The organism is Acinetobacter indicus CIP 110367, from assembly GCF_000488255.1.
GTDB lineage: Bacteria > Pseudomonadota > Gammaproteobacteria > Pseudomonadales > Moraxellaceae > Acinetobacter > Acinetobacter indicus.
Window position 1 is genome coordinate 225,842 of record NZ_KI530745.1, and the last position, 11,707, is coordinate 237,548.

11 protein-coding genes and 1 pseudogene are annotated in these 11,707 nt (G+C 38.3%); 5 read left to right on the forward strand and 7 right to left on the reverse strand.

Annotated elements, in window-relative coordinates; genetic code table 11:
* Nucleotides 1-94 precede the first annotated feature (94 nt).
* Both P253_RS01115 and P253_RS01120 read left to right on the forward strand, forming a co-directional pair.
* On the forward strand, nucleotides 95-1,675 hold the full coding sequence (locus P253_RS01115) for an ATP-dependent nuclease (protein WP_016659932.1): 1,581 nt from the start codon (nucleotides 95-97) through the stop codon (nucleotides 1,673-1,675).
* Complete coding sequence (locus tag P253_RS01120; RefSeq protein WP_016659933.1) at nucleotides 1,660-2,361, forward strand: UvrD-helicase domain-containing protein; 702 nt, start codon at nucleotides 1,660-1,662, stop codon at nucleotides 2,359-2,361. The genes P253_RS01115 and P253_RS01120 overlap by 16 nt, the downstream gene beginning before the upstream one ends.
* A gap of 537 nt (nucleotides 2,362-2,898) precedes the next feature.
* Here P253_RS01120 and P253_RS01125 read toward each other — a convergent pair.
* From P253_RS01125 to trpS, 3 genes and pseudogenes are all read right to left on the reverse strand, one after another.
* Nucleotides 2,899-3,504: pseudogene (locus P253_RS01125) on the reverse strand (flotillin family protein); the annotation flags it as partial.
* A 25-nt stretch (nucleotides 3,505-3,529) separates the two neighbouring features.
* The gene (locus tag P253_RS01130) at nucleotides 3,530-4,177 is read right to left on the reverse strand and encodes a YqiJ family protein (protein ID WP_016659935.1); all 648 of its coding nucleotides are present in this window, start codon (nucleotides 4,175-4,177) and stop codon (nucleotides 3,530-3,532) included.
* A 406-nt stretch (nucleotides 4,178-4,583) separates the two neighbouring features.
* Nucleotides 4,584-5,597, reverse strand: a complete 1,014-nt coding sequence (gene trpS / locus P253_RS01135; protein ID WP_005176282.1) for a tryptophan--tRNA ligase — start codon at nucleotides 5,595-5,597, stop codon at nucleotides 4,584-4,586.
* Between the two features lie 203 nt (nucleotides 5,598-5,800).
* On the opposite strand from trpS, the gene P253_RS01140 reads away from it, so the two are divergent.
* The 3 genes from P253_RS01140 (at nucleotide 5,801) to P253_RS01150 (ending at nucleotide 8,147) form a co-directional block, all read left to right on the forward strand.
* Nucleotides 5,801-6,727 carry a DUF808 domain-containing protein gene (locus tag P253_RS01140; RefSeq protein ID WP_016659936.1) on the forward strand — a complete coding sequence of 309 codons (927 nt, stop codon included), beginning with the start codon at nucleotides 5,801-5,803 and terminating at the stop codon, nucleotides 6,725-6,727.
* Between the two features lie 47 nt (nucleotides 6,728-6,774).
* Complete coding sequence (gene ypfJ, locus P253_RS01145; protein WP_016659937.1) at nucleotides 6,775-7,680, forward strand: KPN_02809 family neutral zinc metallopeptidase; 906 nt, start codon at nucleotides 6,775-6,777, stop codon at nucleotides 7,678-7,680.
* Between the two features lie 137 nt (nucleotides 7,681-7,817).
* Nucleotides 7,818-8,147, forward strand: coding sequence for an MGMT family protein (locus P253_RS01150; protein WP_212749378.1), 330 nt, complete (start codon nucleotides 7,818-7,820; stop codon nucleotides 8,145-8,147).
* Between the two features lie 52 nt (nucleotides 8,148-8,199).
* Here P253_RS01150 and P253_RS01155 read toward each other — a convergent pair whose 3' ends face one another.
* The 4 genes from P253_RS01155 to greA all read right to left on the reverse strand — a co-directional run bounded on the left by P253_RS01155 (nucleotide 8,200) and on the right by greA (nucleotide 11,668).
* Nucleotides 8,200-8,637: a universal stress protein gene (locus tag P253_RS01155; protein WP_005176293.1), complete on the reverse strand. Its 438-nt coding sequence runs from the start codon at nucleotides 8,635-8,637 to the stop codon at nucleotides 8,200-8,202.
* A gap of 319 nt (nucleotides 8,638-8,956) precedes the next feature.
* Nucleotides 8,957-9,580 carry a CatB-related O-acetyltransferase gene (locus P253_RS01160; protein ID WP_005176296.1) on the reverse strand — a complete coding sequence of 208 codons (624 nt, stop codon included), beginning with the start codon at nucleotides 9,578-9,580 and terminating at the stop codon, nucleotides 8,957-8,959.
* Nucleotides 9,581-9,622: 42 nt separating this feature from the next.
* Nucleotides 9,623-11,059: a cryptochrome/photolyase family protein gene (locus tag P253_RS01165; RefSeq protein ID WP_016659939.1), complete on the reverse strand. Its 1,437-nt coding sequence runs from the start codon at nucleotides 11,057-11,059 to the stop codon at nucleotides 9,623-9,625.
* Between the two features lie 132 nt (nucleotides 11,060-11,191).
* Complete coding sequence (greA, locus tag P253_RS01170) at nucleotides 11,192-11,668, reverse strand: transcription elongation factor GreA (RefSeq protein WP_016659940.1); 477 nt, start codon at nucleotides 11,666-11,668, stop codon at nucleotides 11,192-11,194.
* Between the last annotated feature and the right edge of the window lie 39 nt (nucleotides 11,669-11,707).

The following is an 11,707-nucleotide window of genomic DNA, read 5'->3' on the forward strand; positions in this document are numbered from 1 at the left end:
AATTTAAATTATATTTTTCAATTGCTTATGTAGTGACAAAATAATAATTAAATATTATCTTATTTTTAAAATTATTAGATTTTATCTATTGAACATGACGTATATTAGTAAGATTGAAATAAAAAATTTCAAGAGATTTCAAAGTTTTAGTATCAATTTATCAGAGTCAACCAATTTGATCATTGGTGATAATGAAAGTGGAAAAAGTACCATCTTGACTGCAATTGACCTGGTCCTCAATGCTAGCAGAAATAAGATCGAATCAATTGGACTAGATGCTTTATTTAATAAAGATGTAGTTGAAAGTTTTCTTCAATTAGATAATCCAACGATCTCTGATTTACCTATTATGCAAATTGATGTGTATATTGATGGGTTAGATGAAAATCCAGATTTCGATGGTAAGGATAATCTTCAGAATGTTTCTGCTTATGGCATAAAACTATGTTGTGCTCCGAATGAAGACTATTATGAATTTATAACACAATCATTAAGTAATAAAAGTGCTTTTCCATTTGAGTTTTATAAATGTACTTTTTCTACATTTGCAGCAAGTTCATATTCAAAATATAAGAAATTATTAAATTATGTTCTTTTAGATCACTCCAGTATTAGTAGTGAATATGCTACTAATGAATATGTAAAAAAAGTATATGGTTCTATTATTGAAGAAAAAGATAGAACTAAGTTGAGGAACCACTTCTCTAGTCAAAAAAATGATTTTAATTCTCAATATTTATTTAATCATGGTGATGAAAATTATAATTTTTCTTTAAAAGGTGGTTCTAAATATTCTTTAGAAAATAATATTACAATTCTTGAATCTAATATCCCTTTAGAACATAGAGGTAAAGGTAAGCAATGTTTTATTAAAGCAGATTTTATATTAAATAAAGGTAATAAAAACCAAGCTATTGATCTTGTAATGCTAGAAGAGCCTGAGAATCATCTTAGTCATTCTAATATGAAAAAACTTATAGAAAAAATTAGTTCTACAACCAATACCCAAATTATTATAACAACTCATAATAATTTAATTGCTAGTAGATTAAATTTAAGAAATAGTATTCTGTTAAATAGTAATAATACTAATGTTTTGTTGTTAAACAAGTTAGATAAAGAAACGGCTGATTTTTTTACTAAGGCACCCAATAATAATGTATTACAATTCATACTTTCTAATAAGGTTATATTGGTTGAAGGTGATGCTGAATATATAATATTTGAAGAGTTTTTTAAAATTTTAACAGGTTATACACCAGAGAAATTCAATATTCATATAATTTCCGTTGGTGGTTTATCATTTAAGCGATATTTGGAAATAGCAAAATTATTAAGTATAAAGACAGTGGTTATTACTGATAATGATTCTGACCATCAAAAAAATGTTATATCAAAATATTCAGAATATAATGAAAGTAATATAAAAGTTTTTTCAGAAGAAAATCCAGATTTATATACTTTTGAAGTTTGCCTGTATGAAGATAACAAAGATATTTTGGATAGCTTAATTAACCAACATGGAAAGATAGATTGTGTTAAAAATCATATGTTATCCAATAAGTCTAGCTCAGCCTTAAAAATTCTAAATGCTTTAAATAGTGACAATGAATTTAAAGGAAAATTTACTATTCCTCAATATATTAAGGAAGCTATTGGATGGATAAGCGAGTAATTCTTTCTGTCGCAGGTTCTGGGAAAACTTCTCTAATTATTAATGATCTTGATCTTAATAAAAGAACGATTATTATTTCTTATACAATTTCAAATATAGAAAATATTACAAATCGTATTGTTCAGAAATTTGGTTATATTCCAAAAAATATTAAAATTTATACATATTTTAGCTTTTTATATTCATTTTGTTTTAAACCATTATTTTATAGGGCTATTGAAATTAAATGTAATATTAAAATCAAAGGCATTGTTTATAAACAAAATCCAAATTATAAAATCCCAAAAAATAAAATTTTACATTATGTGACTTCAAATGGTTATCTATATTCAAATAGAATATCAAAATTATTAATGATTTTAGATGGTAATAATGAAATATTTTCTAGATTAGAGAAGTATTTTGATTATTTATATATTGATGAAGTACAGGATTTTGGTGGTAATGATTTTAATTTTATAAAAACATTTTCAAGATTAAATTTAAAAGTTACATTTGTTGGAGATTTTTATCAACATACATTTGATACAAGTGTGGATGGTAATACTAATAAGAATTTGTTTTTAGATTATAATAAGTATATTTCTACATTTACTAAATCTGGTTTTATTGTTGATACTACTTCTTTGTCAAAAAGTTTTAGATGTACAAATAATGTATGTGAGTTTGTTACTAATAATTTATGAATACAAATATTTGCGAATAATACAAATTTATCTAAAATTTTAGAAATTAATAATGATAATAAGATTAAGGAAATTATAAAATGTAATAATACAGTAAAACTATTTTATCAAGAGCATCATATTTATTCGATTTATTCAAATAACTGGGGTAATTCAAAAGGCTTAGATTGTTATAATGATGTTTGTATTATACTCAATCGAAAATCTTATGATCTGTACAAAAATCAAAAACTTAATGAGCTTCCAAACGTTACAAAGAATAAGTTATATGTAGCATGTACAAGATCGAAAAATAATATATTTTTTATTTCAGAAAGTGCCTTCAAAAAAAATATAATATAATTATATTGATTTTTTTCTGAAAAATTTATCTTTAGATACCGTAATATAGAGCGGTGCTCTATAACGGAAAAATGGAATTTTTTGTTTATTTAAAGAAAAAAATGGAGAAAAAACGGAGAAAAAATGGAAATTTCAAAATATGGAATTATTTTGTATAAAATATAATAAAAACAATATTTTAAAAAATATTTCCATTTTTACTTGTAATGCTTGTTGCGGGTTAAAGTAGCGGAAACTGGTCTGATCCAGTCCGGTTAAAGATACAGTTTCCAGTTCCAGACCGTTTTTAAACAGATCTTCCGACACCACCTGCTGTACTTTCTGTACGAAGTCGACGCGTTTTTCATGCAGTTCTTCCATCGCCATTTCTGCGGCTACGGCACGTAAAGAATCGACAAATTTGCCTTCGACCAGATTTTTTAATTCATTCGGGGACATGGTTTTTTGCCCCAGCGTTTGTGCTGCGGTGGCAATAGATTCAGCGGTCGGTTTAACCCGCACATAAAATTCGGCCATGACATCGACACGCATACGGTCGCGGGTAATCAGGGCCTGATCTTCAGCACGGCGCACTTCCAGACGCAGGGTATTCATATTGACCGGAATAATTTCATGCAGCACCGGTAACACAATCGCCCCCCCGCCGAGAATGACATGCTCACCGCCAAAACCGGTACGCACAAAGGAAATTTCCTTGCTAGAGCGGCGATACAGGCGGGCCAGGATTAAACCAATCACAAATAAGGCCAGGAAAATAATTCCGGCAATAATCAAGACGTTATACATATTTGAACTTAACATTGTTATCTCTTGTGTTTTTCAGTTGTTAATTTAAATGCATGGCATAAAAGCCAATTTTGGTTCTCCCCGTTAAAATTACGGATTGACCCTGTTGAAAACTTTCGTCCTGTTCCGGTTCTACCAGAATATAGTGGGTCAGACCATGCTGATCCTGCACTTTGGCTTCTGCCGGAGAATTGGGAGTAGCCACACCTAAAATAATGGTGGCTGTGCGGCCAATCAGCTCGTCACTATAAATGGCGGTGGTTTCATCTTGCGGTAAAATGCGGGCAATCAGCATGGCGCTATAACGCACCAGGGGCATGCTCAGAAACAGACAGGCCGGTGCCATTATCCAGGCGGTAATATATTGTCCAGTCCATTGAAACAGTACCGATTGTAAAATCAGGCCAGACAGACCATATAAGGTCAGGAAAATAATCAGCCAGATCAGCAGCGGTACCCGGCCAATGTACAGCCAGTCTAAAAACTGGATCAACAGGCCACTAGAACCATCAATATTCACTTCCACATCTTTATGCGGAATTAAGTCATCCGGCAGAAACTGGTCCAGAATGCCCTGACTGCCGCCACCGGCCAGTAACAGAAACACTTCCAGCAGGGCAAAGAAAAACAGCAGGCAGATACAGACACTAAAAATCAGATTGGAAGGGTGAGTGAGCAAATCCCACATAACTGAATACTCTATTGTTCTGTTGTGTTTAAATTATTGATATTCAAAATATATATTATTATTGAATGCGCCTAGCATAGCATTAGGCCGCGTTTTTGTCTAAAAAACCTGCATATTTTAGGCAAAAAAATACGCAATGATTGGGGTGATCATTGCGTAGAACAACGAATCTGCTTGCACAGTTTCGGTAAAGGAGAAATGTTATGAATTAGGATTGCTCCTAGAACATCTGACTAGAATACGCCGGCGTTGGGCTAGGTTCAGCAGCGTTCAGGTAAATTCATGTTAAAGATTGTTGCTTCTATAAAAATTGTGTGACACTTCTCTCCATATTTTCTCCATCATTGTAAACGTGGCATAAAAAAGCCTTTCGCGAGGAAAGGCTTTTCAAGATCAGCATGGGGGGTTAGAAGCGGAACACCCCTAAACCGGCTTTAACTTCATCTAAAGTGGCTTGAGTAATATCACGGCACTTATCGGTACCGGTTTTTAAGATATCCATGATGTAATCTGGATCTTTGGCCAGTTCTAAACGGCGTTCACGGATTGGACCAATCAGCTCTTTTAAAATGCCTTCCAGACGCTTTTTCACGGTACCATCACCCAGACCACCACGGCGATAATGCGCTTTTAATTCTTCCAGTTCTTCTTTGTTCGGATCGAAAGCATCTAGGTAGGTAAATACCACGTTGCCTTCAACCTGACCCGGATCTTCAATGCGGAGGTGGTTCGGGTCGGTGTACATGGCATTCACCGCCTTTTTAATGTCTTTGTCAGTGGCATCGAGCACAATGGTGTTGCCCAATGATTTTGACATTTTAGCTTTACCATCAAAACCAGGTAAACGGCCAACATTCGACAGCAGTGCTTTACATTCAGGCAGCAGGTCCTGACCTACCTGACGGTTAATGCGGCGTACAATTTCGTTGGTCTGTTCGATCATAGGAATCTGATCTTCACCCACGGGCACTACAGTCGCTTTAAACGCGGTAATATCGGCCGCTTGGGCAACTGGATAGCACAGGAAACCAGCTGGAATATCACGTTCAAAACCACGCATCTGAATTTCAGATTTAATGGTCGGGTTGCGCTCTAAACGTGCCACAGTGACAAAGTTTAAATACAGCATGGTCAGTTCATTCAAGGCCGGCAGGCAAGACTGAACACAAATGGTGGTTTTGGTCGGGTCAATGCCCACGGCCAGGTAATCGGTCGCCACTTCAATAATATTACGACGTACTTTTTCAAAGTTGTCGGCGTTATCAGTCAGGGCTTGAGCATCGGCAAGTAAAAGATGTTGATGGTGAGAATCCTGTAAACCTACACGTGAACGTAAAGAACCTACAAAATGACCGAGGTGAAGTTGTCCGGTTGGACGGTCGCCAGTCAAAATAACAGGACGATTATCTTGATTACTCATTATCTCTTCCAAGTCGTTGTTACGACATTTCTATACCGATGATTGGGCTACATTGTACGGCATAATATTTTTGAATGTCACGGGATAAGCCGAACAGAATCAACAATTGTCTGGAAATTTTAAAGATTTATTAATGAAGTAAATACAGAGTTTTGGAAGATTTCTCCTTAGAATAAGCCTAGAACACGATAAGGATAAAAATTATGGCGAGTAGCTTATTACTATTATTAGATGATATTGCCACTGTTTTAGATGATGTGGCGGTCATGAGTAAAATGGCCGCAAAGAAAACGGCCGGTGTACTCGGTGATGATCTGGCCCTGAATGCCCAGCAGGTCAGCGGTGTACGTTCGGAGCGGGAACTGCCGGTGGTCTGGCGCGTGGCCAAAGGTTCTTTTGTCAATAAACTGATTCTGGTGCCTCTAGCTCTACTGATTAGCGTGGTGGCGCCGTGGCTGATTAACCCGTTACTGGTCGTGGGCGGTTTATTCTTATGTTATGAAGGGGTTGAAAAAGTCCTGCATTCCTTGCACAAGAAAAAAGCCAAAACTGCCGAAGAAGCGCAGCAGGAATTAATTAAAACCGAAACCGATCTGGCCACGTTTGAAAATGAAAAAATCAAAGGGGCAGTCCGGACCGACTTTATTCTCTCGGCAGAGATTATTGTCATTTCCTTGGGTACTGTAGCTACCGCGGCCTTTAGTGTAAAAGTCACAGTGCTGAGTATTATTGCCATCGCCATGACCATTGGGGTCTATGGGTTAGTGGCATTTATTGTCAAGATTGATGATATTGGTTTGCATCTCTCGGAACAGGCTTCTAATTTTAAACAGTCGGTCGGGCGCGGCTTACTGGCCTTTGCGCCAATCTTGATGAAAATCCTGTCGATTGTCGGGACTCTGGCCATGTTCCTGGTGGGCGGCGGGATTATCAACCACGCTATTCCATTGGTACATCACTTTACCGAAGACAGTGTGGAATACGTGCAGGAAATTCCCAATATCGGCAGTATTTTTGGTGCGCTTACTCCAACCTTGATCAATTTTGCTGTGGGCTTTATTGCCGGTTTGATTGTGGTGGCGCTAATTGGTCTGGTGAAAAAGGTCTGGCCACGTTCCAAAGCCTCTTAAACTATGTAAAATTCTAGCCAAGAGATAAAAATAATAAGGAGATTGCTATGCGTTGGAAAGGTCGTCGCGTCAGTAGCAATGTAGAAGATCGTCGCGGTGGTGGAGGTGCCAAAGCCGGCGGGATCAGTATTCTGGGTCTGGTGGTGGCTTTTGTGGCCTGGAAGTTTTTTGGGGTCGATCCGCAAACAGCCTATCAGGCCACCAAGCAGGTGACCAATCAGGGGCAGAGCGCGGAAACACGAGGTCTGGAAAATCCGACGCCGGAGCAGCAGGAATCGATGGAGTTTATTGGCACTATTCTGGCCGATACCGAAGATACCTGGACGCAGGTGTTTGCCGAGCAGCTGAATCAGCAATATGTGCCGCCCAAACTGGTGATGTTTAATGGCGCGGTCAGTTCCGCCTGTGGCAATGCCAGCGCTGCCATGGGGCCGTTTTATTGCCCGGCCGATCAGAAAGTCTATTTAGATACTGGTTTCTTTAAAGATATGCGCACCCAGATGGGAATTTCCGGCGAGCAGAACCAGACCGAATTATCGCGTCAGGATCAGGCTGGAGATTTTGCCCAGGCTTATGTGATTGCACATGAAGTCGGCCATCATATTCAGACCATTCTGGGGATTTCCGGACAGGTACAGCAGATGCGTCAGCGTGCCAGTCAGGTCGAAGGCAACCAGTTATCGGTTCGTCAGGAACTTCAGGCCGATTGTCTGGCCGGTGTCTGGGCGCATCATAACCATCAGCGTACTCAATTCCTGGAACAGGGCGATGTACAGGAAGCGATGGATGCCGCACATAAAATTGGTGATGACTATTTGCAGAAACGTTCGAGTGGACAAGTAGTGCCGGATAGCTTTACCCATGGTACCAGTGCCCAGCGCGTGCAATGGTTTAATACTGGTCTGAAGTCGGGCAATATGAATGATTGCGATACCTTTGGACAAGCCATCTAAAGCGTTGCATCCGCTTTTTAACTCAAGGTGAATACAGGAGGATGTGCAACTGCATGTCCTCTAGTTTTTTAAGCCTAGCTTTTCTAACCAGCACAGCTTTTCATCCCAATAGATTTCAACACTCTAAGATTCTTTTTATGTCTATTCCAGCACGTCCCAGTCAGGAGTTGGCCGCTTATATCACCGCGGTGATTGCCCAGATTCCACCTGGTAAAGTTGCCACCTATGGTCAGATTGCAAAACTGGCCGGTTTGCCGAAACATGCGCGTCTGGTGGGTTATGTACTGAAACATCTGGCACCGGGGCATGTGTTGCCATGGCATCGGGTGCTAAATGCGCAAGGGAAAATTAGCCTAAGCAAAATCAATACGTACGGTGAAAATATACAGGCATTAAAACTGATACAGGAGGGTGTAGTGGTCCTGAATAACAAGGTGAGCTTAAAGCAGTATCAATGGCAGCCCTAAAAATAAAAAATTCCCCATACCCGCAGGTACAGGGAATTTTCTGGAGGAAAGATTAACGTACGATGAGTACAGGAACATTACCTTCGCCCAGTACGCTTTGCGCGACGCTACCGAGGAATAACTTTTTCAAACCGGTACGGCCATGAGAACCCATCACAATCAGGTCTGCATTCATTTCAGTTGCAGCACGTGCAATTTCACGATGAATCACTTGACCTTCAAGCAGACGAGACTCAACTGCTACACCTTGTTCCTGGAATTTTGCTTTGGCTTCATCCAGTGTTTTGAGAATAGACACACGCGCACGTTCAATCAGGTCATTGGTCTGGCCTGCTGAAATGTATTCTGATGCAATATATGGATCGAGTGTTAACACCTGTGCAACAGTTACTTTACTGCCGAAAGCTTTGGCAAGCTCGACTGCTTTGGCAACTGCTGCGTAAGAAGTTTCAGAACCGTCTACTGGAACTAAAATGTGTTGAAATGCCATCGTTATTTCTCCTTATTGTGTCATTCAACAATAAAAAATTGAGGGAACACTTTCTATTGCCTTAATCTTATCTTAGCGCTTATTTTTAAATAATAAAACCCAGTAATTTCATAGGGATAATTATTTTTTTAAGGAAGTTTAAGCCTTTCTAATTTAACATGTTTTTGAGTAATTAATCAGCAGTTTACACTAAAGTTGAAGGCTTATTTCATTAAGTCTGGCTTTAGAATGTGTTTAGCTCAGGTTTTTTGAGTTTTAATATCGATTAGATGAAAGTTTTGACCTGATGCTTGGCCTAAGCAAAAGTCCAAGGGAATAATCAGCAGTCTTTGAAATAATCAACCAAAGCAGCAACATCCTCTGTCTGTAACTGTTCCCGCATCTTTAAAAACTGCTTTTCATCCATCTCGTAAATTTTAAGGGAAAGCAGTTTTTCTATATCTTCTTGTGGAAAGCGATATTTAATAATTTTGGCAGGAACTCCTCCCACCACGGCATAAGGTGGAACGTCTTTTGTTACGACCGCACCAGTTGCCACAATTGCACCTTCACCCAGCGTCACGCCTTGCATAATCATGGCACGTGAGCCAATCCAGCAACCATCACCAATAACAGTATCGCCAGCAGGTACAAAACTGCGCGTATCAAACGGAAAGGCAGAAATCCAGTCAGTTCGGTGTAACTGATTACCGCCCATCATAATCACGCATTCCGCCCCAAAACACACGAAATTGCCAATATAAAGCTGATCAATTGGCTTCTCAGGCGTAGAAGGCTTGTCATGCAAATAACGCACAACACAACGCTCAAAACCCTGATCCCAATAAGCAGAATAATAAGAATAGTTTCCCTTAATGTGAATATTAGGGTTTTTCATAGTTTTAGAAATAAATTCGAATTCACACCAATGCTTAACAGGGGAATTAATTAAGGGTTCAGCCATAAGAGCAATCAAAGAACAAGCGTAACGCCATTATAGCCGAAGTTAACTCAAATGCTTAAAGGCCTCAATTGCACGAACACGACTGCTTTTTAAATCTACAATCGGCTTTGGATAATCCAATTTTAGTTGTGGATTTTTCGCATAAGGTTCGTGAATTTGTTTCGCATTTAAATGTGAAATTTCAGGTACCCATTGACGAATATAATCGCCATTTGCATCAAACTTTTGCGACTGACTTACAGGGTTGAAAATACGGAAATACGGTGCAGCATCTGTTCCTGTAGATGCACACCACTGCCATCCACCGTTATTGGCAGCCAAATCACTATCAATTAAATGCTGCATAAACCATGATTCGCCTAAACGCCAATCTATCAGTAAATTTTTGCTTAAAAACATCGCGCAAATCATACGAACACGGTTATGCATCCAACCCGTTGCAAGTAACTGTCGCATGCCAGCATCTACAATTGGGATACCTGTTTGCCCATGCTGCCAAGCCTGTAAATCTTCAGGAGCATTGCGCCATACAATGCGTTGAGTGTCTAATTTAAATGGTAAGTTTTTCGATACGCGAGGGTAGTCGAATAAAATATGCTGATAAAACTCACGCCAAAGGAGTTCATTTAACCAAATTTGTTGCCCATTGTTTTCAAATTCCATACAGCCGTGACTGTGGCGAAACAAAGCTTGTAAACATTGGCGAATAGAAAGAATGCCAATATTTAAATAAGCTGCAAGTTTACTCGTGCTATTCAAATTCGGGAAATCACGTTCAATATGATAATACTCAACTTGATTTTCAATAAACTCATCTAAAAGTTCCCAAGCATGATGCTCACCAATTTGCCAAAGATTTTGTAGGTTTTCGCTGATTACTTTTTCTTCTGAATCTGAGTAAATATCACTTAATTGTGGAACTTCTCTTGTAAAGTCATTGTGCTGTGGAATTGGTTTTTGAACCTCAATAGTTGGGTAGCATTGTGGCAAGCTTATGCTGAGTTTCTCATAGCATTGCTTTTTAAATGCACCAAATACTTGATATGGATGACCAGTTTTATTACGAATGCTTCCAACAGGGAAAATAGTTCGGTCATGATACAACTCAAAACGAATATTATTCTTTTCTAATAGCTGTTGAGTTTGAGCATCGCGTTTTAATTCATTTACACCCAATTCTATATCGGCATGAACAGCTTGAATATTATGATTTTGGCATAAGCTTAATAATTGATTTGGCAGGTCTTTCCATAATGGAATAGTTAAAATAACAAGTGGAATATTTAACGTGGCAAGTTCATTTTTTAGATGATTCAGTTGTCTTAAATAGAAGTCAATTTTAATTAGCGCATCATTGTGCACTTGCCATTGTTTTGGCGATAGCACGACTAAGGCAATGCAAGGGCCAGCTTCGCGAGTATGCCAAAGAGCTGCATGATCATGAATTCTTAAATCTTGACGGAACCAAATAAGCTGCATTTTAAAATTTATAGAAAAATATTGACTATTAAAGCATATACATTTGCTGTAATTTTTTTGTGAACTTTTGTTTGAAAGATAATAAAAAAACCCCTCAGAAGAGGGGCTTTGGGATGTCAAACCATCTAAGGATTAGATGTATTCAACGCTGACGATTTCGTACTCAACTTCACCTTGTGGTGTTACAATTTTTGCTTCATCGCCTTCATTTTTACCTAAAAGACCACGAGCAATAGGAGAGTTCACAGAGATTTTATTAATTTTAAAATCTGCTTCATCATCACCTACAATTTTGTAAGTTTTACGTTCTTCTGTGTCAAGGTTTTCAATGGTTACTGTTACCCCAAATACAACACGACCATTTTGCTCAAGTTCTTTTACATCAATGACTTGGCAAGCACCGAGTTTACCTTCGATGTCTTGAATACGCCCCTCACAGAAACCTTGCTGCTCACGTGCTGCATGATACTCTGCATTTTCTTTTAGGTCGCCGTGTTCACGTGCTTCTGCAATCGCAGCAGTAATACGTGGGCGTTCAACAGTTTTTAACTGGTGTAATTCTTTCTCTAAGGCGACTTTGCCTTCAGGAGTCATAGGATAACGTTGCATTGTTGTCCCTCAAGTTGAATATTAGAAAAATACAGCTCT

Coding starts and splice junctions, on each gene's coding strand:
- P253_RS01115 (WP_016659932.1), top strand. CDS start 95: ATGACGTATATTAGTAAGATTGAAATAAAAAATTTCAAGAGATTTCAA.
- P253_RS01120 (WP_016659933.1), top strand. CDS start 1,660: ATGGATAAGCGAGTAATTCTTTCTGTCGCAGGTTCTGGGAAAACTTCT.
- P253_RS01130 (WP_016659935.1), bottom strand. CDS start 4,177: ATGTGGGATTTGCTCACTCACCCTTCCAATCTGATTTTTAGTGTCTGT.
- trpS (WP_005176282.1), bottom strand. CDS start 5,597: ATGAGTAATCAAGATAATCGTCCTGTTATTTTGACTGGCGACCGTCCA.
- P253_RS01140 (WP_016659936.1), top strand. CDS start 5,801: ATGGCGAGTAGCTTATTACTATTATTAGATGATATTGCCACTGTTTTA.
- ypfJ (WP_016659937.1), top strand. CDS start 6,775: ATGCGTTGGAAAGGTCGTCGCGTCAGTAGCAATGTAGAAGATCGTCGC.
- P253_RS01150 (WP_212749378.1), top strand. CDS start 7,818: ATGTCTATTCCAGCACGTCCCAGTCAGGAGTTGGCCGCTTATATCACC.
- P253_RS01155 (WP_005176293.1), bottom strand. CDS start 8,637: ATGGCATTTCAACACATTTTAGTTCCAGTAGACGGTTCTGAAACTTCT.
- P253_RS01160 (WP_005176296.1), bottom strand. CDS start 9,580: ATGGCTGAACCCTTAATTAATTCCCCTGTTAAGCATTGGTGTGAATTC.
- P253_RS01165 (WP_016659939.1), bottom strand. CDS start 11,059: ATGCAGCTTATTTGGTTCCGTCAAGATTTAAGAATTCATGATCATGCA.
- greA (WP_016659940.1), bottom strand. CDS start 11,668: ATGCAACGTTATCCTATGACTCCTGAAGGCAAAGTCGCCTTAGAGAAA.